Here is a 19,238-nt window from a genome sequence, read left to right on the forward strand (position 1 = left end):
CCGGCCCGGCATTGGTCAATAAAGCCCATTCGCGAGCCGGTCGCAACCAGACGCTACCGGGTAATTTTCATTCAAGATGCGGGGCTGGGCTGCGACAAAAACAATGCCCTGGCCTTCACATCCGATCGGTTTGAACCTTATGCGCCGCCTCCTTCAGGCGGGCAAGCAGGCTGACGGCGTCTTCGACGCTGTCCACCACATGGTAGAGGCGGTCCTCAGCGCCCGGCAGGTTCGGCTTGCGCATGAAACCGGTCTCCGTCATGTGCTCCATCAGCGCCACCAGCGGGTTCCAGAACCCGTCCGTGTTGACGATGACCACGGGCTTGCCGTGCAGGCGCAGCTGGCGCCAGGTGATGATCTCGAACATCTCGTCCAGGGTGCCGATGCCGCCGGGCAGGATGACGAAGGCGTCGGAACGCTCCACCATCATCTGCTTGCGGATATGCATGCTCTCCACGACGATCAGTTCGGACAGGCCGGTATGGTCGACCTCATAGCGCTTGATATGGTCGGGGATGATGCCCACGACCTTGGCCCCGCCCTTCAGGCCGGCATCGGCCACGATGCCCATCAAACCCACGCGCCCGCCACCATAGACGATGTCATAGCCGTTCTCGGCCAGCTTTTCGCCGGTTTGGCGGGCGGCCTCCTTGAAGCTGTCGGCAACGAAATCGGAGGAGCCGCAATAGACACAGACGGTACGGATGGACGACATGGGTGACACTTTCCTGAACAGACGGACGGGCCCGCGCCTCCTGGCACGGCTTGCAAATGGACCCCGACAACGGGCACTCTCCCGCAGGTGCGATAAGGGTACGCTGTCGATCCCTTCGGCCCTACACCATATGTTGATCGGACACAAGCGCACCCCAATCTCCTGTGTGGTGACCTTCCATTCGAAGGACCCCACTCTACCCCCAGCCGGGACCACCCCCGCGCCCCGGCACCGCAGACGGAGGAGTTGAGTAATGAAGCATCGTTATGGCGCGCTTGCGGCCGGCATCATCGCCGCGGCCAGCCTGACCGGTTTCGTCGTCACTGCCCAGGCGCAGGACCCGACGGCGGTGATCGACGCCCGCAAGGCCGAACTGAAGAAGGCCGGTGGTGCCATGAAGGCCATCGGCGGCTTCCTGAAGGAGGGCACCGGCACCGTGGCCGATGTCCAGGCCGCCGCCGCGACGATCGATGGCGTGGCCAAGGCCTTCCCCGGCTGGTGGCCAGCCGGCACTGCCGTGGGCGTGGCCAAGAGCGAGGCCAAGCCCGAGATCTGGGCCAAGATGGATGATTTCAAGGCCAAGGCCGCTTCGTTCCAGACCGAAGCGGCGACCCTGGTCCAGGTGGCGGCCGGCGGCGACAAGGCCGCCATCGGTGCGCAGCTTGGCAAGGTCGGCGGCACCTGCAAGGCCTGCCACGAAGCCTATCGCGAATAAGAAAGTTCGTGCGGCCCCCGTGCCTGGCGGTGCGGGGGCCTTCCTTCCCGCAGCCGACGGAGATCGGCCCATGCGCAAGACATTGATCTGGGACCTGCCCACGCGGCTGTTCCACTGGCTGTTGGTTCTTTGCATCGCGGGTGCCTGGATCACGGGCGAGAAGGGGGCGTTCGACTGGCACATGCGCTTCGGCTATGGCGTGCTGGGGCTGGTGCTGTTCCGCATCCTCTGGGGCCTGATCGGGTCCGACACGGCGCGTTTCATCCAGTTTGTGCGCGGCCCTGCCGCCATCCTGCATCATATAAGGGAATTGCGGGCCCCCGGCCGCCTGGCCCCGCATGCCGGACACAATGCCCTGGGCGCGTTGGCCGTGCTGGGCCTGCTGCTGGTCGTCGGCATGCAGGCCGTGTCGGGCCTGTTCACCAGTGACGGCATCATGACCGACGGGCCGCTGGTGGAACATGTCAGTGGTGCTACGGCGTCGCTGATGCGCACCATCCATCTGAACAATTTCAACATCCTGCTGGCGATCGCCGGCCTGCATATCGTGGCCATCCTGGTCTATGCCCTATGGAAGCGGCTGGATCTGGTGCGGCCCATGGTGACGGGATGGGTAACCCTCCCGGCCAGCCACCCCGCGCCCCGGATCGTTTCCCTTGTCCGCGCCTTGGTTGTCGCGGCAATATCGGCCACCACCATCTGGGCACTGGTCAGCTTCGCCTGAAAGGTCATGTTTCCCGTGAACCGCAAGATCCTGATCCCCATCGCCGTCCTGGCCGTCGCCATCGTCGGTATCGCCGCCTGGCAATTGCAGTCGCCGGGTACCGGTGGCTCTGCCAAGCAGGCGGCCCAAGCCCCGGCGGCAAAGAAGGCCAGCCTGCCATCCTTCGATGTGGTGCGGGTGGAACCGACGGGCAGCGCCGTCATCGCCGGCCGGGCTGTGCCAGGAGCCAAGGTCAATATCCTGGACGGGGACAAGCTGCTGGGCAGTGTCGTGGCCGATGCGCGTGGCGAATGGGTGTTTCTGCCGTCCGACGCATTGCCGCCCGGTGCGCGGGAACTGCGACTGGAGCAGGTGGGGGCCGATGGCGCCCTGACCCGCGGGGAATCGACCGTCGTCCTGGCCGTGCCCGAGCGTGACCGCGATCTGGCTGGCCGGCGCGGGGAGGGCGATGCGCTGGCCGTGCTGTCGGGCAGCGATGGCAGCCGGGTGCTGCAGGCGCCCCGGTCCCTGTCGCAGGGCGGCGCTCCGCGTCCGGCGGGGGAGGTGACCATCGACACGGTCGATTACGATCGCGGCGGCAAGGTCAGCGTCGGTGGGCAGGCCAAGCCGGGGACGGAGGTGATGCTTTATCTCCAGAACAATCTGGCCGGCCGTACCAAGGCGGATAATGACGGCCGCTGGTCCATCACGCCCGACCGCATCTTCGATGACGGCCAGTACAGTCTGCGTGTCGATCAGGTCGGTGCCGACAGCAAGGTGATCAGCCGGGCCGAGGTGAATTTCGACAAGAAGCCGATCCCCGAACAGGCCCTGGCCGGCCGCGCCGTGGTGGTGGTGCCGGGCAACAATCTCTGGGCCATCGCCCGGCGTTCCTATGGCGACGGTATCCGCTATACCGTGATCTTCGAGGCCAACCAGGCCCAGATCCGCGATGCCGACCTGATCTATCCGGGCCAGATATTCCTGATCCCGGACGGGCAGTGATCCCGGCTGGATGCACACCGCCAACGATGCAAACACTTTGACCACCGTCGCTGCGGGCACCTCGTGATCGACCAAATATCGGCGCCTCCAGGATGAAGGATTTTTTTGCAAAGATCGGCCGAGGTATCGGCTGGATCATCGTGCTGATTGTCGCCTTCATATTGGGCGCCGCTGTCGCGTTTACTCCACTGGCGTATTTGCCCGGATCATATCAAACGGATTTCGTGAATATGCGGTGGGGCACATACATCCTGCCTGTGTTCGTCATAGGGATTTTTACCTGGCGATGCCACCCCCTGAGCAAGAAACGAGGTCGGGACAGCCGTTTAAGCTTTTCTGCGGCGTGGAAGTGGGTATGGGCGATTGTCAGCGGCTTTGCGCTGATCTTCTGGCCTCTGGGCTTCGCGGTCTGGTTCAACGCTTACGATGTGGCTGAATATTCGATCCACAACATGAACGTTGTCGGCATGAGAAGCGTGTCCACATCGCGTGCCGTTACTAAAATTGAGACCTATAGATTGCGTGACCCTGGGACAGGATGGGAAGCCGATCTTCAGGTCTCTGAGGCACGCAAGGGATTTGTGACATTGGGTGGTTGCGTGCGGGTCGTTGTCCGGCCGGGCCGCCTGGGTTTCGACTGGATTGAAGACGCTCAGCCGTGCCCGTCGTCCAACGCCCCCACAACTGCGCCGTCGCCATAGCGGCGCCAAAGGTTATCCGTCCGCTGCACTTCGGCTCGACCTGACTACGCTCCCTTCGGCGTGCGATACACGCCCAGTGCCCCTGGCCCCTGGGTCGTGGGCATGATCTCCACCCGGTTCACGTTGAAGCGCGGTGGCAGGGTCGCGGCCCAGGTCACTGTTTCCGCTACATCTTCCGCCGTCAGTGGCACGGTGTCGGCATAGACCTTGGCGGCCTTTTCCGCATCGCCCTTGAAGCGCACCAGGCTGAAATCGGTCTGCACCATGCCCGGTTCGACCGAGGTGACGCGCACGCCCGTGCCGATCAGGTCGGCGCGCAGGGCCAGGCTGAACTGGGTGACGAAGGCCTTTGACGCGCAATAGACATGGCCGCCGGGGTACGGGTACGACCCGGCCGTGGAGCTGATATTGATGATATGGCCATGGCCGCGTTCCACCATGCCCGGCAGGATCAGGCCGGTGATGATGGCCAGCGCCTTGTCATTGGTGTCGATCATCACCTCCCAATCATCCAGATTGGCCTTGAAGGCGGGATCGGCGCCCAGCGCCAGACCGGCATTGTTGACCAGCAGGTCGATATCGCGGAATTCCGCCGGCAGGACGGCCAGTTCCGCCTCCACCGCCTTGCGGTCGCGCACATCGAACTTCATCAGATGGACGGGTACCTTCACCTCGTCCAGCAAGTCCTTGAACTTGTTCAGGTCACGGCCTGTCAGGATCAACCTGGACCCCAGTTCCGCGAAGCGCCGGGCGAACGCGGCACCGAAAGCGCCGGTGGCACCGGTGATCATCACCACCTTGGGGGCGTAGGGGACGTTCGTCATCTTCAGTCTCTCCCAGTCCTGATCAAATACCGCGCTCGGTCTTTTTCGCATCGACCCACAGCGCTTCCATCTCGTCCAATGTGCTGTCCGTCGGGTTTTTGCCCTGTCCGGCAAGCGCTTGTTCGACAAAGCGGAACCGTCGGTCGAACTTGGAATTGGTACCGCGCAGGGCGGTTTCGGGGTCGACATCCAGCCGGCGGGCCAGATTGACCAGCGCGAACAGCAGGTCGCCCATCTCGTCCTGCACGCGGGCCTTGTCCTGTTGCAGCGCCTTGATCTCTGTCCGCAGCTCCCCGATCTCCTCTTCGATCTTGTCCAGGATCTCGTCGGCGCGGGTCCAATCGAAGCCGACGCGGGCGGCGCGCTTCTGTAATTTCACCGCCCGCGTCAGGGCGGGCAGGCCGGGCGTCACGCCGTCCAGGGCCGATGGTGGGATGCCGCTGGCGGCGGCCTTTTCGGCCCGTTCGCGCGCCTTCAACTCCTCCCAATGCTTCACCTGGTCGTCGGCCGTGTTCACCGATACCTCGCCGAACACATGGGGGTGGCGGCGGATCATCTTGTCGGCGATATGGCCGGCGATGGCATTGAAATCAAACAGCCCGCGCTCCTTGCCCATCTGGGCATAGAACACGGTCTGGAACAGCAGATCGCCCAGTTCGTCCTTCACCGCCATCATGTCGCCGGACTGGATGGCGTCCGCCACCTCATAGGCTTCCTCGATGGTGTGTGGGGCGATGGTGGCGAAATCCTGCTCCAGGTCCCAGGGGCAGCCGCCATCGGGGTCGCGCAGCCGGGCCATGATGTCCAGCAGGCGGGTAAGATTGTCCGTCATCGCGCGTCCCATGCGTGGGGTTCATCGGGTCCGGTGCCGACCTTATCGGACGGGGCGGGGCGATGCCAGGGCAGGGATGGGCGGTGGGGCGAATTGGCCCCATGTGCAGGGGGCCAAGCGACATTGCCGGGATTGCCACCTTGGTTCATGGCTGGTGGGAGAAAATCAAGGCGGTTGGGATCATGAAGACAGGTTTGGGATGGATGATGGTGGCGGCCCTGGCGCTGTTGCCGGGTTGTCTGGTGGTGGACAGTATGCGGTTCCAGCAGGCGCGTGATGCGGCCATGGCCGTGCCGGCCGGCCCGTTGCCGCTGGAACTGCCCATGCAGGACATGGATGGCTTGATCACTTTTCCGGCCAAGGTGAATGGCAAGGCTGACCTGCTGTTCGCCCTGGACACGGGCGCCCCGGTCTCCGTCCTGCTGGCGGGGGCGGAGACGGCGCCGTTGGGCCTGGACCTCTCGGACGCGCAGAAGCTGGGTGACAGCCCGGCCAGCCCTATCGGGTCCTTCCGCTTCGGCTTCACCGTGGATATGGGGCCGGTGGCCCTGCGCGACCTGCCGATGATCGCCGTGCCCATCGACACCATGCCCTGCCGTGACCGGCTGGACAAAATGGGCGTGCGCGGCATCGTCGGGGCCGACCTGCTGCGCCATTATGTGGTGGAGGCGGATTTCGATGCCGACCGCCTGCGCTTGCATGATCCCAAGGGCTGGGCGCCGCCATCGGGCGCCACCATCCTGCCGTTGGAATTCAAGGACGGGCACATCTATGTCCAGGCGGGCGTCACCCTGCCGGACGGGCGCCAGGCCGATGGGCTGTTCCATGTCGACAGCGGCAAGAACACCGCCCTGCTGCTGCGCGTGGGCACTGACCCGGCCTTCCTGATGCCGCCGGCCGGCGGTAAGACCCGCCATGCCTGCTATATCAACGGGCTGGAGGAACAGCGGGAAGGGGATGCCGTTGTCCTGCGCGCCGCGGGTGCGGCCATGCCGGCCGTGCCCAGCCTCTACAGCCCGCCCGGCAGCCTGAAGATGGGCGGCAGCATCGGCACCATCGGGGCGGGCGCGCTGCGCCGCTGGAACGTCACCTTCGACTATCCGGGTAAGCGCCTGATCCTGTTGCCACGCGCGGGTGGGGTCACAGCGCCTTCGTGAAGCCCTGTTCCCCGCCTTCGGTCATGTGGGAGGGCTGCCATCCCTGGCGACGGTAGAAGGCGTCGGCGCGGGTGCCCGGGGCGGTGGACAGGCGCGCCTCCTCCCAGCCGGTGGAGCGCAGATCGTCCAACGCATGGAGCAGCAGCGCCTTGCCGATGCCACGCCCTTCCGCCGCCGGGTCGGTGAACAGGGCCCAGATGCTGCCGTCACGCGGATCGGCGGCGGTGAAGCCAAGGATGCCGCCTTCATCCTCGAACAGCCAGATGCGGCTGAAGGTCAGGAAATCCAGATAGGCCGAAGCCGGCACACGGGCCGGATCGGACAACCGGTTCTCCTGCACGGCGGCACGGATACGCATCAATTCGGGGATGTCGGCTTCGGCGGCGGGGCGGATCATGGATGGTGAACCAATCAGGAGGGAGTCATTTCTCATCCTCGCCATAGACCATGGCTCCGATTTCCGCACGACCCATTTCGTCGAAATCGTCGGGTATGGTGTACTTCCCTTCCAGGGTCCCTACACGGCGGGGTGTCGGTGTCGGCAAAACGGTGACCATTGAACTAGCTTTGAGTCCAAGCGGCTTGTCGAGCGTCACCAGTTCCAGCCCGTGCGCTTTCGCCAGCCAGACATATGTCGCATCATAGAAAGTCAGATGCTTTGCGGTTGCCATGGCCAAGACTTCAATGGCGTCAATAGGCCGGTAGTCCACGCGCAAACGGGTGAATAGGTCGAATGCGGCTTCCAGGGCGTCGCGCTGGCTAGGCGTACGCCGGATTTTCTTCCAGCAGATATTGCCGATTTCGTACCGCAGCAACTTGGGCGCCACCAACCCACAGCCCTTCAGAAGGCCGGCAATTGTCTGCCCTTCGGGCTCTCCGAACAACAGCGCCGCAATGGCCGATGCATCTATGACCTTATCGGGCATTCCTGTCCGCCCGGATCAGCTCTGCCGCTTCCGACGGTCCCGTCAGGCCCAGGGCACGGACGGCTTGTGTCAGATCCTCGATGGACAGTTCGGGCGCCTGCGATGGCACGGCTTCTTCAAGTATGGCCAATACTTCGCCCTGAAGGCTGCGCCGGTGCCGTTGGGCTTGGTGCTTCACGCGGGCGATCAGTTCGTCAGGCGCGTCATGGATGGTCAGATGGACAGGCATGGCAGCGTTCCACATCGGCGTTCGCGGATAGTATCATATTTCGTCCGGTTGATACTGGGTGCAAATCCTTGTATGTTCATTTTTTGTTCCGGCACATTGTAAGATGGACAGCTCCCCGCCCGATACCCTCCCTGACGACCTGATCCCCCCTGGCATCGCCGGCTGGTTCCGGGCCCAGGGCTGGAGCCCGCGACCGCACCAGCTGGGGATGGTGCAGGCGGCACGCGACGGCATGCATGCGCTGCTGATCGCACCAACAGGTGCGGGCAAGACGCTGGCGGGGTTCCTGCCCAGTCTGATCGACCTGTCCGAACGCCCGCGCGAGGGGCTGCATACGCTCTATATCTCGCCGCTGAAGGCGCTGGCCGTCGATATCCAGCGTAACTTGGAAGCACCCATTGCCAGTTTGCGCCTGCCCATCCGGGCGGAGACGCGGACGGGCGACACGCCGGAAGCCAAACGGGCACGCCAGCGCACCCGCCCGCCGCACATCCTGATGACGACGGTGGAGAGCCTGGCGCTGATGCTCTCCTATCCGGAGGCGGCGGAGATTTTCCGGCCGCTGCGCCGCATCGTCATCGATGAGTTGCATGCCCTGGCCGGCACCAAGCGCGGGGACCAGCTGGCCCTGGGGCTGGCGCGGCTGTCCGCCCTGGCGCCGCTGGCCCTGCGTGCCGGTCTGTCGGCGACGGTGGCCGATCCCGACGGGCTGACCGCCTGGCTGTCGCCCACGGGGCGGCTGCATGATGATGCGGGGGAGTTGGCGCCGGTGCGGGTGGTGCGCGGCCGGCCGGGGGCGCCGCCGAATGTGGAGATCCTGGCCACCAAGGAGCATCTACCCTGGGCCGGCCATATGGCCCTGCATGCGATGGGGGAGGTGCATCAGCGCATCCGCGACCATGGCACCACCCTGGTCTTCGTGAATACCCGCGCCCAGGCGGAACTGGTGTTCCAGGAACTATGGCGCCTGAATGCCGACAACCTGCCCATCGCCCTGCATCACGGGTCGCTGGCCGTTGAACAGCGGCGCAAGGTGGAGGCGGCGATGGCGGCCGGCAAGCTGCGCGCCGTGGTCGCCACCTCCTCACTCGACCTGGGTATCGACTGGGCGGGGATCGATCTGGTGGTGCAGGTGGGGGCACCCAAGGGCGTGTCGCGTCTGCTGCAGCGGATCGGCCGTGCCAACCACCGGCTGGACGAGGCGTCCAAGGCCTTGCTGGTGCCCGGCAACCGGTTCGAGGTGCTGGAATGCGAGGCGGCGGTGGCCGCGATCAAGGCCGGTACCCTGGACGGCGATCCCCCGCGCCCGGGCGCGCTGGACGTGCTGGCCCAGCACATTACCGGTGTCGCCTGTTCCGCACCCTTCAGTGCCGATGCGCTGTATGCGGAGACGGTGCGGGCGGCCCCCTATGCCGATCTGTCGCGTGACGAATTCGACGATGTCTTCGATTTCGTGGCCACGGGCGGCTATGCCCTGGGTGCCTATGAGAAGTTCAAGCGGCTGGCCCAGGACCCGGAAACCGGCCTGTGGCAGATCGCCAGCCCGCTGGTGCAGCGGCAGTTCCGCCTGAATGTCGGCACCATTGTGGAAGAGGTGATGCTGACCGTACGGCTGAACCGGGGGCAGGTGCTGGGGCGGGTGGAGGAATATTTCGTCAATGGCCTGGCGCCGGGCGATACGTTCATCTTCGCGGGCCAACTGCTGAAATTCGTCGGCATCCGTGACAATGACGTGATCGCCGCCAAGGGTGGCGACGGCACGCCCAAGGTGCCGGCCTATGCCGGCGGGCGGCTGCCGCTGTCCACCCATCTGGCCGACCGGGTGCGGGCATTGCTGTCCGACCCGCGCCAATGGGGCGGGTTTCCCGACGCCGTGCAGGAATGGCTGCGCCTGCAGCAGTATAAATCCGTGCTGCCCGATGCGAGCGGCCTGCTGGTGGAAAGCTTTCCGCGCAACGACAAGGAATATCTAGTCGCCTATTGCTTCGAGGGGCGCAACGCGCATCAGACGCTGGGCATGCTGCTGACGCGGCGGATGGAACGGGCGGGGCTGCATCCGCTGGGCTTTGTCGCCACCGATTATGTGCTGGCCATCTGGTCGCTGAAGCCGGCGACCAATCTGGATCTGCTGTTCGACCAGGATATGCTGGGCGATGATCTGGAAGCATGGATGGAGGAATCATCCATGCTGAAACGCCTGTTCCGGTATGTGGCAGTCATTTCAGGTCTGATCGAACGCCGTCATCCGGGGCAGGAGAAGACGGGGCGGCAGGTGATGTTCAGTGCCGAACTGATCTATGACGTGCTGCGCCGGCATGAGCCGGGCCATGTGCTGCTGCGCGCCACGCGGGCCGATGCGGCGGCGGGTCTGACCGATGTGCGCCGCGTGGCCGGCATGCTGGCCCGTGTGCAGGGGCGCATCAATCATCGCCGCCTGGACCGCATCTCCCCCCTGGCCGTGCCGGTGATCCTGGAGATCGGACGGGAGCAGGTGCAGGGCAGCGCCATCGATGCCCTGCTGGACGAGGCGGTGAACGAGTTGCTGGAGGAGGCGGTGCCGGAATTGCTGCACCCGCAGGAGGAGCGGCAGGCGCGCTTGCTGTAGGCGGGTGATGTGCTGACCGCATGACTGTCCCGTCAAACCGTCCTGGGTTCTGTGGGGCGCATCACAGCCGCTTTTTCGGCAGTGCGGCATAAGTAGCGACATGACGAGGGCACGAAGGCCCCCACCCCAAGCATGCGAAGAGAAACGCCATGAAAACGGTCCTGTCCGTCGGCGCCCTGCTGTTGGCCGCCGCCCTGTCCCTGCCGGCCCATGCTGCTCCCGCCGATGATCTGGCGGTCCGTCTGGACCGCGCCTGTGTCGCCCTGCCGGCGCCGGGTGCTCCGGCTTCGCTGGCCGACCATGCCAAGGCGGTGGACGCCTATGCCGCCGCCATCACTGCCTATCAGGATTGCCTGAACGCCGAACTGCGCAGCCGCCGTGCCAGCCTGACGCAGAGCGAGCAGGCGGTCATCGCCGGCCGGTTGAGCCGCAGCGCCTATGACCTGAGCAATGCCCGCCAGCAGTACGCCGGTGCCGTACGCACCGCCCGCGCCAATGTGCAGGTGGCCGAACGTCCGCTCTGAAAACAGTTTCCCGCCTCTCCACAGGGGGCAATGGAAAAGGCCGGGTCCCGCGACAGGACCCGGCCGTTCTTTTTAAGTCACCGGTAAGCGTCCGGGCGTCAGCCCAGCACGCTCTCGGCCGTGACGATCTGGCCCAGATGCGCGATGCCGGGATATGTGAGCGCACCCTTGGCGACGTTCAGGCCGTTGCGCAGATGCACATCGTCCTTCAGCGCCTGCACCCAGCCCTTGTCGGCGAGCGCCAGCACGAAGGGGGCGGTGGCGTTGTTCAGGGCGAAGGTGGAGGTACGGGCGACGGCACCCGGCATGTTGGCCACGCAGTAATGGATGACGCCATCCACGACATAGGTCGGGTCGGCATGGGTGGTGGCGTGGCTGGTCTCGAAGCAGCCGCCCTGGTCGATGGCGACGTCGACCAGCACCGCACCCTTCTTCATGCGGCTGACCAGATCGCGGGTGACGACCTTCGGCGCCTCGGCACCCGGCACCAGCACGGCGCCGATCACCAGGTCGGCCTCAAGCACGGCCTGCTCGATCGTTTCGACATTGGCATAGACGGTGTTCAGGCGGCGGCCGAACTGCTGGTCCAACTGACGCAGCCGGTCCAGCGACTTGTCCAGGACGGTGACATGGGCTTCCAGGCCCATGGCCATGCGGGCGGCATTGGTGCCGACCACACCGCCGCCGATGATGGCGACCTTGGCCGGGGCCGTGCCGGGCACGCCGCCCAGCAGGATGCCGATGCCGCCATAGGATTTCTCCAGGCAGTGGGCGCCGGCCTGGATGGACATGCGGCCGGCCACTTCCGACATCGGCGCCAGCAGGGGCAGGCCGCCATTGCGGTCGGTCACGGTCTCGTACGCGATGCAGATGGCGCCGCTTTCCTGCAACAGCTTGGTCTGCTCCGGATCGGGCGCCAGGTGCAGATAGGTGAACAGCACCTGACCGGGGCGCAGCATCTTGCATTCCTGCGGCTGCGGCTCCTTGACCTTCACCACCATGTCGGCACGGGCGAAGATGTCGGCGGCATTGTCCACGATGGTGGCGCCGGCGGCGACATACTGATCGTCGGTCAGGCCGATGGCGGTGCCGGCGTCCTTCTGGACGATCACCTGATGGCCATGGACCACCAGCTGACGCACGTTGCCGGGGATCAGGCCGACGCGGTACTCGTGATTCTTGATCTCTTTCGGAACGCCGATGAGCATGTTTTTTCTCCCTGTTCGGATGTGGGGGAAGAATACGCCCGAAGGCCGGTGAATGTCCTTGCAAAGACCGGGTTCGCCATGGCCCTATTTGGCCGTTTCGTGCATGAATTCCGGCATTTGTGGTGGAATATGCGGCCAGCCGACCTTGACGCCATTGATCGTAAGATTCTGACCCAGGTACAGGCCGATGGCCGCATCTCCGTCGCCGACCTGGCCGACCATGTGGGATTGTCGCCATCCGCCTGTCACCGCCGCCTGAAAAGGCTGGAGGATGAAGGCGTGATCGAGGGCTATGTGGCGCTGGTCAGCCCGGCGGCATTGGGGCGCGGCACGTCGGTTTTCGTGCAGATCACCCTGGACCGGCAACAGGATCAGGATTTGCGGGCGTTCGAGGCCAAGGTGATGGAATGCCCGGAAGTGATGGAATGCTATCTGATGGCGGGCGATGCCGATTTCATGCTGCGCGTCGTCGTGGCCGATGGCAGCGATTATGAGCGGCTGCATACCCAGACGCTGACCCGCCTGCCGGGCGTGGCGCGGGTACGGTCCAGCTTCACCCTGCGCACGGTGGCCAAGCGCACCACCGTGCCGATGCGGTGAGGCTCAAGGCCGTTACGTCGGATAGGTGCCGTTCAGCGCCATGACCGGAACGAGGCCCGGCGGCGTGGTCGGTGCGTTCATCAGGTTGGGCAGGGCGAAACTCTGCTTTCCATCGCCGCCGAAGCGGTACCCCAGCAGGCTGAACAGAACCGCGTTATAGTCGACCGGCAGCAACCTGCCATCGCAACGCGCCCAGCCTTCAACCGGGCTGTCGAACGCCAGGTAAATCACTTGAGCGAAATAGGCGTCGATCTGCGGCCAGCCGTCAATTCCCGGCGGAGCGGCCTGCGGCTGGGTGCCGTTCACGCAGATGAGGGGCAACAGGCCCTTGGGGGTGGTGGATAGGCCGACAAGGTTGGGCAGGGCGAAATTCGTCACCCCGTCTCCGCCGAAGCGGGTGCCCAGCAGGTTGAACAGCGGCCAATATCTGTTCACCGGCAACAGCGATCCGTCGCATATGGCCCAGCCATCGGCAGGGTAGGTTGCCGCGACATAGAGGATCTGTCCGGTCAGCGCCGGAACCTCGCTGGCCGCGGGTACGGCACCTCCCGATTGCCGGCCCTTGATCACGCCTGAGAGATTGATGATGGGGATCAGTCCTGTGGGTGTGGATGGGTCCTGCATGAGGTTGGGCAGCGCCAAATCCCTTTGATCGCTGACCCCCATCATGAAGGCGATCCCCATATTGTCCCGAACCTGCTTGTGCTGGCCGGCGCACGGCTCCCAGCCCGATGGTGTGCGGGTAAACCCGACATGAAGAACAGTTCCGGTAAAATATGTGTCGAGTTGATTGATCAATCACCAGCTCCTATGGTCAAAAAACGCCATATCGTCCGGCGTTGCTGCACGGTTCCGGCGTGAACATTCAAGGAGGTTAGTAATATCGTGAAATGCGATCAATAGTTTAATGTGTTAATATTTTTACGCTATTTAGCTGTGCATGCTGGAAGGAATTTCATGACAACGATCCGCGTCGGCTGCGGTGCCTTCATCACCGATGGGCAAGGGCGCCTGCTGCTGGTCAAGCGCCGCCGCAATCCGGAGGCGGACCATTGGGGCCTGCCCGGCGGCAAGGTTGATTTCCTGGAGCCGGTGCCTGTCACCATCGTGCGGGAAATCCGGGAGGAGCTGGGGGTGGAGATCGAACTGACCGGCCTGCTCTGCGTCGTCGATCAGATCGACGCCGATGCCGGCAGCCATTGGGTGAACCCCGTGCACAAGGCGCGCATCGTGGTGGGGGAACCGCGGGTGATGGAACCCGATGCCATGGCCGATTGGGGCTGGTTCAGCCTGGACGCATTGCCGGGGCCGCTGACGGTATCGACAAGGACGGCGATGCGGGCGTATCGGGACGCAATTGCGTGAGGGGCGTCAGCCCGGAAGCCCGTCCAGCACCGGTACGGCGCCCAACTCCTCATCCCAATCGGCGCGACTGCCATAGCAGATATGGGCGGTGGGTTTGATATCGACCAGCCCATCCAGGCTTCCCGCCGGCACGACCAGCAGGGCGCCGCCGATCTGCTGAATGGGCAGGGCCGATCCGCACATGTCGCAGAAGCAGCGTTCGTGGCGGGTGTCGGGGACGCGATATCCCCTGATATGGTCCAGACCGGACAGCCAGTTGATCGTCGCACTGGTGGAGAACAGGTTGGCGGCGTGGGCGGAGCCGGTATTCTTGCGGCAGCGCGAGCAATGGCAGAGGAAGAAGCTCTGGAAGTCGCCGGAAATCTGAAAACGCACGGCACCGCACAGGCAACTGCCGGGATTAAGTTTTTCCATCTGGCTTACGCGTCCTTCTTCTTCGCCCCGATCTTCGGCTCCTGGCCCTTCAGCAGCCGGGCGATATTGTCCTTGTGGCGGATATAGACCAGGACGGCGATGAACAAAGCCAGCCCGGCGATGGCGGGACCGGCCAGGAACCAGGCGACCACCGGGCTCAAGCCCACGGCGATCAGGGCCGAAAGCGAGGAGATGCGGAAGATCGCCGCCGCCAGCAGCCAGGTGACGCAGGCCGCCAGACCCACGGGCCAGGAAATGGCCAGCAGCACGCCCAGCGAGGTGGCAACCCCCTTGCCGCCCTTGAAGCCCAGCCAGATGGGGAAGCTGTGGCCCAGCATGGAGCCGGCCGCCGCGGCGATTCCGGCTTCGGTACCCGCCAGATAGAGCGCGATCAGCGTGGCGATGGCGCCCTTGCCGCTGTCCAGCAGCAGGGTGGCTAGTGCCAGCGGCTTGTTGCCGGTGCGCAGCACATTGGTGGCGCCGATATTGCCGCTGCCGATCTTGCGGATATCGCCATAACCGCCCAGGCGGGTGAGGACCAGGCCGAAGGGGATGGACCCCAGCAGATAGCCGCCGACAAGGGCGATGATCAGCACCAGGGGAGACAGTTCGGCCATGGTCATTTCTTCTTGTTTAGATGCGTCACACGGTACGGGCGAACACCGTGCGCCCATCCACGACCGTGCGCAAGACCATGCCCTGTACCGGGCGGCGGTCGAAGCAGCTGTTCTTGGATTTGGACGCCAGTTTCTCGGCCTCCACGCACCAGGGCCGGTCGGCATCGAACAGCACCAGATCGGCAGGACCACCCACCGACAGGCGCCCGAGCTTGCCCAGGCCCAGGATATTGGCGGGAATCGAGGTCACGGCCGCCAGCGCGCGGGACAGGGGCAGGGCCCCCTTGTGCACCAGTTCCAGCGTCAAAGGCAGCAGCGTCTCCAGCCCCACGGCGCCGAACGCCGCCTGGGCGAAGGGCACGCGCTTGCTGTCCTGGTCGTGCGGCTGGTGGTCGGACGCGATGGCGTCGATGGTGCCGTCGGCCAGCCCCTCGATGATGGCGCGGCGGTCCATCTCGCCCCGCAGCGGCGGCGACAGCTTGAAGAAGGTGCGGTAATCGCCGACATCCACTTCGGTCAGGGCGAAATAGGGCGGGGCGGTGTCGCAGGTGATCTTCAGCCCGCGCTGCTTGGCACGGCGGATGACGGCGACGGATTCGGCCGTGGAGATGTTGGCGGCGTGGTAGCGCCCGCCCGTCATCTCCACCAGCCGCAGATCGCGCTCCAGCATGATGACTTCCGCCATGGCGGGAATGCCGGCCAGGCCCAGGCGGGTGGCCAGCTCGCCGCTGTTCATCACCCCGCCGGCCAAACGCGGCTCGCTGGGGTGCTGGAAAATGGTCTGGCCGAAGCCGCCGGCATAGGCGAGCGCGCGGCGCATCAGGGCCGGGTCGGCGATGGGGCCGCCATCGGTGAAGCCCACGGCGCCGGCCTCTGCCAGCAGGCCGATCTCCGCGATCTCCTTGCCCGCCGTTTCCCGCGTCACGGTGCCATAGGCGAAGATCTTCACCAGTTTGACCTCGCGCGCCCGGCGCGCGATGAATTCCAGACCGGCCTCGTCATCGATGACCGGATCGGTATTGGGCAATGCCGCCAGCGCGGTGATGCCGCCGGCCGCTGCACTGCGGCTGGCGGTCTGCAGGGTCTCGTTATGCTCCAGCCCCGGCTCCCCCACCTGGGCGCGCAGATCGACCAGACCGGGGGCCAGGACCAGACCGGTGGCATCGACGATTTCCGCACCGTCGGGCACGCCCCGGGATGCGGCATCGGGGCCGAGTGCTGCGATCTCTTCGCCCACCGTCAGCAGGTCGCCGATCTGGTCCAACCCGCTGGCCGGGTCGATCAGACGGGCATTGCGGTAAAGCACGGGCTGGGTCATGGCGGATGGTCTCCCTGGCGGCGTCGGGGTTCTTTACCAGAGGCGGGCGGCGGGCGGCTTGCTGATTTCGCGGACGTTGGTTGAAATTAAAGGCGAACGCTGGGCCGATGCCATGGGCAGCGTGATAAGATCGGGGCCATCCTTATGCACTGCTGTCACCCGATCACGTGCATCTGATAGGCTTTCCACAGGTTCGTCTCTAGTGGGGTGTGGGACATCATGTGCGTTCTGTGCGGCCGACCCGAGGAGATCCACGCCATCACCACGGCTGAACTGGCGGCCAGTGCGGCGGCGGCAGGCGGCAAACCAGTATTGTCGGACGCCGATTTCATCGAACGCCTGCAGGATGCCGATGGCGGCGCCTGGGCGCCCTATCAGACCATCGGTTTCAGCTTCCCCACCACCAAGCCGTCGGGCAGCAATGGTTCCGACTATACCGGCTTCAACCCCTTCACCGACGCGCAGAAGGAATCGGTGCGCCTGGCGTTCAGCCTCTGGTCGGACGTGGCCAATCTGCGCTTTTCGGAAAATGCCACGTCATCGGCCCGGCAGGGGCAGATCACCTTCTCCAATTCCGACACGATCGGGGAGGGGGTGTGGGGCTTCGCCTTCACGTCGGGCAGCAACCGCCCGGTCTGGGTGAATTTCGACAGCGCCACCGACATATGGGGCGGGCGCACGCCGGGCAATTACGATTTCTCCGCCTTGCTGCATGAGATCGGGCATGCGCTGGGCCTGTTGCATCCGGGCGATTACAACGCGTCCGACGATGGCAACACGGAGGTCACCTACGCCAACAATGCCGACTTCATGCAGGATAGCCGGCAATACACCATCATGTCCTATTTCTCCGCGTCGGAGACGGGCGCCAGCCACGCCCGCAAATATGCGGCCACGCCGCTGATCTATGATGTGCTGGCCGTGCAGGATTTCTATGGCCGCAACTATGCCACCCGTTCCGGCGACACGGTCTATGGCTTCAACAGCACGGCCGGGCGCTCTGTGCTGGATTTCACGGTCAATACCCAGCCGGTGGTCACCATCTGGGATGGCGGCGGGCGCAACACGCTCGACCTGTCGGGCTTTACGGCCACGTCGAATGTCGATCTGCGGCCCGGTTCCTTCTCCGATGCGGCGGGCCTGACCCGCAACCTGTCCATCGCCTTTGCCACCTATATCGCCGACGTGACCACGGGGTCGGGCACCGACACGGTGCGCGATAATGGGCTGGCCAACCGCATCGTCACCGGGGCCGGCGACGATCTGATCATCCTGGCCGGTGGCGGCAATGACAGTGTCGATGGCGGGGCCGGCACCGATACGCTGCGCCTGCTGGGCGGCAGCGACGTCTATCGCACCACCACCAATGCCGACGGCACCCTGACCCTGAAGGGCCCGACGGGCAGCCTGCTGGTCGGCAATGTCGAAAGCTTCGTCTTCACCGCCGGGGCCGGCCAGACACTGACCAGGGACCAGGTGGCGGCGCTGGATTTCAACGGGCTGCTCTATGTCGCCTCCAACCCCGATCTGATCAATGCCTTCGGTGCCGACCCCGTGGCGGGCAAGGCGCATTGGCTGACATTCGGGCAGCATGAGGGGCGCAGCCTGGACAGTTTCAATCCGCTGGACTATCTGGCCAGCAACAAGGATTTGATCGCCGCCTTCGGCCTGGATTTCGGGGCGGCCACCCGCCACTACATCACATATGGCTACAAGGAAGGCCGGCCGCTGGGCGGGTTCGACGCGCTGTCCTATATCGCCAGCGACACGGCGCGCATCGATACGATCGGTGTCAGCGCCGTGGGCGGGATGCTGGATTATGTGCAGAACGGATACACCAAGGGTGCCTCGATCACCTTCAGCGGCCTGGCCTATATCGCATCCTATGCCGACCTGCGCGCCGCTTTCGGCATGAACCCATCCGCCGGCCTGTCGCATTACCTGAATTACGGGGTGAAGGAATATCGGGAGGTGCGGTTCGATGCGGCCCAGTATCTGGCGTCGAACCCCGATCTGATCCGTGCCTTCGGCTATAATCTGGATGCGGCCTACAGCCATTACTTCAACTATGGTGCCGCGGAGGGGCGGTCGTACCAGCGGTTCAACGCCTATGATTATGCCGGGTCCAACCCGGATCTGGTCAACGTGCTGGGCTATGACGTGGCGGCCTTGACCCGCCATTACCTGACCAACGGCTTTGCGGAAGGCCGCAGCACGGGTTCCTTCGATGTCACCGCCTATGCGATGGCCAACAGTATCACCGGCGACGATTGGCAGATGCAGGCCACCAAGCAATATCTGGCCGGCAACCGCACGGCCGGCACGCCGTTCGGCACCGACCAGACCAATCACCGGCTGGTGGTGGGCACGGCCACGACGGACGCCTTCACCGACACCAGCGACGGCGACTGGTTCCTGTTCCGGGGGGAGGCCTATACGAATTACAAGGTGGTGCTGGAATTCCTGAACCAGTCGGGCAACAGCACCACCACGCTGGCGGAACTGAGCCTGCGCGGGCAGGACAATGTCGTCGTGGATTACGAATATGGCCGCTATCCATCGGTAACGATGGAGTTCTTCACGCAGGAGGCGGAGGACGTCTATCTGGAACTGGCGGCCTATAGTTCCAGCGCCCGCAATTACCGCATCACCGTGTCGGTGGTGACGGACAAGATCGCCGCTGCGGCGGCAGCGGCGCCTGCGGAGCCGGTGGCCAGCATCGTCGGACAGGCGGATGTGCCGTCCGACGAATACTGGCTGATGTAACCGCCGAGGAAGAG

At 64.7% G+C, this 19,238-nt stretch carries 21 protein-coding genes; 10 read left to right on the top strand and 11 right to left on the bottom strand.

Going from position 1 to position 19,238, the window contains the following annotated elements:
- Nucleotides 1-115 precede the first annotated feature (115 nt).
- The gene (locus ACM9HJ_RS12215; protein ID WP_416572009.1) at nucleotides 116-715 is read right to left on the bottom strand and encodes a TIGR00730 family Rossman fold protein; all 600 of its coding nucleotides are present in this window, start codon (nucleotides 713-715) and stop codon (nucleotides 116-118) included.
- 253 nt (nucleotides 716-968) lie between these two features.
- On the opposite strand from ACM9HJ_RS12215, the gene ACM9HJ_RS12220 reads away from it, so the two are divergent.
- From ACM9HJ_RS12220 to ACM9HJ_RS12235, 4 genes are all read left to right on the top strand, one after another.
- Complete coding sequence (locus tag ACM9HJ_RS12220; RefSeq protein WP_416572010.1) at nucleotides 969-1,430, top strand: c-type cytochrome; 462 nt, start codon at nucleotides 969-971, stop codon at nucleotides 1,428-1,430.
- A 70-nt stretch (nucleotides 1,431-1,500) separates the two neighbouring features.
- Nucleotides 1,501-2,154 carry a cytochrome b/b6 domain-containing protein gene (locus tag ACM9HJ_RS12225; protein WP_416572011.1) on the top strand — a complete coding sequence of 218 codons (654 nt, stop codon included), beginning with the start codon at nucleotides 1,501-1,503 and terminating at the stop codon, nucleotides 2,152-2,154.
- Between the two features lie 15 nt (nucleotides 2,155-2,169).
- Complete coding sequence (locus ACM9HJ_RS12230; protein ID WP_416572012.1) at nucleotides 2,170-3,138, top strand: LysM peptidoglycan-binding domain-containing protein; 969 nt, start codon at nucleotides 2,170-2,172, stop codon at nucleotides 3,136-3,138.
- A 92-nt stretch (nucleotides 3,139-3,230) separates the two neighbouring features.
- Nucleotides 3,231-3,839 (top strand): hypothetical protein, encoded by a 609-nt coding sequence (locus ACM9HJ_RS12235; RefSeq protein WP_416572013.1) that lies wholly within the window; start codon nucleotides 3,231-3,233, stop codon nucleotides 3,837-3,839.
- 44 nt (nucleotides 3,840-3,883) lie between these two features.
- Here the strand turns inward: ACM9HJ_RS12235 and ACM9HJ_RS12240 are convergent, their stop codons facing one another.
- Nucleotides 3,884-4,663, bottom strand: coding sequence for an SDR family NAD(P)-dependent oxidoreductase (locus ACM9HJ_RS12240; protein WP_416572014.1), 780 nt, complete (start codon nucleotides 4,661-4,663; stop codon nucleotides 3,884-3,886).
- Nucleotides 4,664-4,685: 22 nt separating this feature from the next.
- Nucleotides 4,686-5,495: a nucleoside triphosphate pyrophosphohydrolase gene (gene mazG / locus ACM9HJ_RS12245; RefSeq protein ID WP_416572015.1), complete on the bottom strand. Its 810-nt coding sequence runs from the start codon at nucleotides 5,493-5,495 to the stop codon at nucleotides 4,686-4,688.
- Between the two features lie 182 nt (nucleotides 5,496-5,677).
- Here mazG and ACM9HJ_RS12250 point away from each other — a divergent pair, with 182 nt between their 5' ends.
- Entirely contained in the window at nucleotides 5,678-6,652 is a 975-nt protein-coding gene (locus tag ACM9HJ_RS12250; protein ID WP_416572016.1) for a hypothetical protein, read from the top strand.
- Here the strand turns inward: ACM9HJ_RS12250 and ACM9HJ_RS12255 are convergent.
- Genes ACM9HJ_RS12255 through ACM9HJ_RS12265 form a run of 3 tightly spaced genes read right to left on the bottom strand, consistent with a single transcriptional unit; the run spans nucleotide 6,636 to nucleotide 7,807 of the window.
- Nucleotides 6,636-7,049, bottom strand: coding sequence for a GNAT family N-acetyltransferase (locus tag ACM9HJ_RS12255; RefSeq protein ID WP_416572017.1), 414 nt, complete (start codon nucleotides 7,047-7,049; stop codon nucleotides 6,636-6,638). The genes ACM9HJ_RS12250 and ACM9HJ_RS12255 overlap by 17 nt on opposite strands.
- Before the next feature lie 25 nt (nucleotides 7,050-7,074).
- Entirely contained in the window at nucleotides 7,075-7,578 is a 504-nt protein-coding gene (locus ACM9HJ_RS12260) for a type II toxin-antitoxin system VapC family toxin (protein WP_416572018.1), read from the bottom strand.
- Complete coding sequence (locus ACM9HJ_RS12265) at nucleotides 7,568-7,807, bottom strand: FitA-like ribbon-helix-helix domain-containing protein (protein WP_416572019.1); 240 nt, start codon at nucleotides 7,805-7,807, stop codon at nucleotides 7,568-7,570. Before ACM9HJ_RS12265 ends, ACM9HJ_RS12260 begins: the two co-directional genes overlap by 11 nt.
- Nucleotides 7,808-7,910: 103 nt before the next feature.
- On the opposite strand from ACM9HJ_RS12265, the gene ACM9HJ_RS12270 reads away from it, so the two are divergent.
- Both ACM9HJ_RS12270 and ACM9HJ_RS12275 read left to right on the top strand, forming a co-directional pair.
- Nucleotides 7,911-10,412, top strand: coding sequence for a ligase-associated DNA damage response DEXH box helicase (locus ACM9HJ_RS12270; protein WP_416572020.1), 2,502 nt, complete (start codon nucleotides 7,911-7,913; stop codon nucleotides 10,410-10,412).
- A gap of 149 nt (nucleotides 10,413-10,561) precedes the next feature.
- Nucleotides 10,562-10,936, top strand: a complete 375-nt coding sequence (locus ACM9HJ_RS12275) for a hypothetical protein (RefSeq protein ID WP_416572021.1) — start codon at nucleotides 10,562-10,564, stop codon at nucleotides 10,934-10,936.
- 98 nt (nucleotides 10,937-11,034) lie between these two features.
- On the opposite strand, the gene ald is transcribed toward ACM9HJ_RS12275, so the two are convergent.
- Complete coding sequence (gene ald, locus ACM9HJ_RS12280; protein ID WP_416572022.1) at nucleotides 11,035-12,144, bottom strand: alanine dehydrogenase; 1,110 nt, start codon at nucleotides 12,142-12,144, stop codon at nucleotides 11,035-11,037.
- 129 nt (nucleotides 12,145-12,273) lie between these two features.
- Between ald and ACM9HJ_RS12285 the strand changes: the two genes are divergently transcribed.
- Complete coding sequence (locus tag ACM9HJ_RS12285) at nucleotides 12,274-12,744, top strand: Lrp/AsnC family transcriptional regulator (RefSeq protein WP_416572023.1); 471 nt, start codon at nucleotides 12,274-12,276, stop codon at nucleotides 12,742-12,744.
- A 12-nt stretch (nucleotides 12,745-12,756) separates the two neighbouring features.
- Here the strand turns inward: ACM9HJ_RS12285 and ACM9HJ_RS12290 are convergent, their stop codons facing one another.
- Nucleotides 12,757-13,413: a tail fiber protein gene (locus ACM9HJ_RS12290; RefSeq protein ID WP_416572024.1), complete on the bottom strand. Its 657-nt coding sequence runs from the start codon at nucleotides 13,411-13,413 to the stop codon at nucleotides 12,757-12,759.
- A gap of 288 nt (nucleotides 13,414-13,701) precedes the next feature.
- On the opposite strand from ACM9HJ_RS12290, the gene ACM9HJ_RS12295 reads away from it, so the two are divergent.
- Nucleotides 13,702-14,109, top strand: a complete 408-nt coding sequence (locus tag ACM9HJ_RS12295) for an NUDIX hydrolase (protein ID WP_416572025.1) — start codon at nucleotides 13,702-13,704, stop codon at nucleotides 14,107-14,109.
- A 6-nt stretch (nucleotides 14,110-14,115) separates the two neighbouring features.
- On the opposite strand, the gene ACM9HJ_RS12300 is transcribed toward ACM9HJ_RS12295, so the two are convergent.
- From ACM9HJ_RS12300 to pyrC, 3 genes are read right to left on the bottom strand one after another with little or no spacing between them, the layout of a single operon-like run.
- Nucleotides 14,116-14,523: a GFA family protein gene (locus tag ACM9HJ_RS12300; protein WP_416572026.1), complete on the bottom strand. Its 408-nt coding sequence runs from the start codon at nucleotides 14,521-14,523 to the stop codon at nucleotides 14,116-14,118.
- A 5-nt stretch (nucleotides 14,524-14,528) separates the two neighbouring features.
- Nucleotides 14,529-15,140 carry a glycerol-3-phosphate 1-O-acyltransferase PlsY gene (gene plsY / locus ACM9HJ_RS12305; RefSeq protein ID WP_416572027.1) on the bottom strand — a complete coding sequence of 204 codons (612 nt, stop codon included), beginning with the start codon at nucleotides 15,138-15,140 and terminating at the stop codon, nucleotides 14,529-14,531.
- Nucleotides 15,141-15,165: 25 nt separating this feature from the next.
- Complete coding sequence (pyrC, locus tag ACM9HJ_RS12310; protein WP_416572028.1) at nucleotides 15,166-16,458, bottom strand: dihydroorotase; 1,293 nt, start codon at nucleotides 16,456-16,458, stop codon at nucleotides 15,166-15,168.
- Nucleotides 16,459-16,677: 219 nt separating this feature from the next.
- On the opposite strand from pyrC, the gene ACM9HJ_RS12315 reads away from it, so the two are divergent.
- Nucleotides 16,678-19,224, top strand: a complete 2,547-nt coding sequence (locus ACM9HJ_RS12315) for a M10 family metallopeptidase C-terminal domain-containing protein (protein ID WP_416572029.1) — start codon at nucleotides 16,678-16,680, stop codon at nucleotides 19,222-19,224.
- Nucleotides 19,225-19,238: the final 14 nt, after the last annotated feature.

The organism is Niveispirillum sp. KHB5.9 (assembly GCF_048066115.1).
Classification (GTDB): Bacteria; Pseudomonadota; Alphaproteobacteria; order Azospirillales; family Azospirillaceae; genus Niveispirillum.

Bases quoted from the DNA above. Each gene is read 5' to 3' on its own strand.
- ACM9HJ_RS12215 (WP_416572009.1), bottom strand. From the start codon at position 715: ATGTCGTCCATCCGTACCGTCTGTGTCTATTGCGGCTCCTCCGATTTC.
- ACM9HJ_RS12220 (WP_416572010.1), top strand. From the start codon at position 969: ATGAAGCATCGTTATGGCGCGCTTGCGGCCGGCATCATCGCCGCGGCC.
- ACM9HJ_RS12225 (WP_416572011.1), top strand. From the start codon at position 1,501: ATGCGCAAGACATTGATCTGGGACCTGCCCACGCGGCTGTTCCACTGG.
- ACM9HJ_RS12235 (WP_416572013.1), top strand. From the start codon at position 3,231: ATGAAGGATTTTTTTGCAAAGATCGGCCGAGGTATCGGCTGGATCATC.
- ACM9HJ_RS12240 (WP_416572014.1), bottom strand. From the start codon at position 4,663: ATGACGAACGTCCCCTACGCCCCCAAGGTGGTGATGATCACCGGTGCC.
- mazG (WP_416572015.1), bottom strand. From the start codon at position 5,495: ATGACGGACAATCTTACCCGCCTGCTGGACATCATGGCCCGGCTGCGC.
- ACM9HJ_RS12250 (WP_416572016.1), top strand. From the start codon at position 5,678: ATGAAGACAGGTTTGGGATGGATGATGGTGGCGGCCCTGGCGCTGTTG.
- ACM9HJ_RS12255 (WP_416572017.1), bottom strand. From the start codon at position 7,049: ATGATCCGCCCCGCCGCCGAAGCCGACATCCCCGAATTGATGCGTATC.
- ACM9HJ_RS12260 (WP_416572018.1), bottom strand. From the start codon at position 7,578: ATGCCCGATAAGGTCATAGATGCATCGGCCATTGCGGCGCTGTTGTTC.
- ACM9HJ_RS12265 (WP_416572019.1), bottom strand. From the start codon at position 7,807: ATGCCTGTCCATCTGACCATCCATGACGCGCCTGACGAACTGATCGCC.
- ACM9HJ_RS12270 (WP_416572020.1), top strand. From the start codon at position 7,911: ATGGACAGCTCCCCGCCCGATACCCTCCCTGACGACCTGATCCCCCCT.
- ACM9HJ_RS12275 (WP_416572021.1), top strand. From the start codon at position 10,562: ATGAAAACGGTCCTGTCCGTCGGCGCCCTGCTGTTGGCCGCCGCCCTG.
- ald (WP_416572022.1), bottom strand. From the start codon at position 12,144: ATGCTCATCGGCGTTCCGAAAGAGATCAAGAATCACGAGTACCGCGTC.
- ACM9HJ_RS12285 (WP_416572023.1), top strand. From the start codon at position 12,274: ATGCGGCCAGCCGACCTTGACGCCATTGATCGTAAGATTCTGACCCAG.
- ACM9HJ_RS12290 (WP_416572024.1), bottom strand. From the start codon at position 13,413: ATGATGGGGGTCAGCGATCAAAGGGATTTGGCGCTGCCCAACCTCATG.
- ACM9HJ_RS12295 (WP_416572025.1), top strand. From the start codon at position 13,702: ATGACAACGATCCGCGTCGGCTGCGGTGCCTTCATCACCGATGGGCAA.
- ACM9HJ_RS12300 (WP_416572026.1), bottom strand. From the start codon at position 14,523: ATGGAAAAACTTAATCCCGGCAGTTGCCTGTGCGGTGCCGTGCGTTTT.
- plsY (WP_416572027.1), bottom strand. From the start codon at position 15,140: ATGGCCGAACTGTCTCCCCTGGTGCTGATCATCGCCCTTGTCGGCGGC.
- pyrC (WP_416572028.1), bottom strand. From the start codon at position 16,458: ATGACCCAGCCCGTGCTTTACCGCAATGCCCGTCTGATCGACCCGGCC.
- ACM9HJ_RS12315 (WP_416572029.1), top strand. From the start codon at position 16,678: ATGTGCGTTCTGTGCGGCCGACCCGAGGAGATCCACGCCATCACCACG.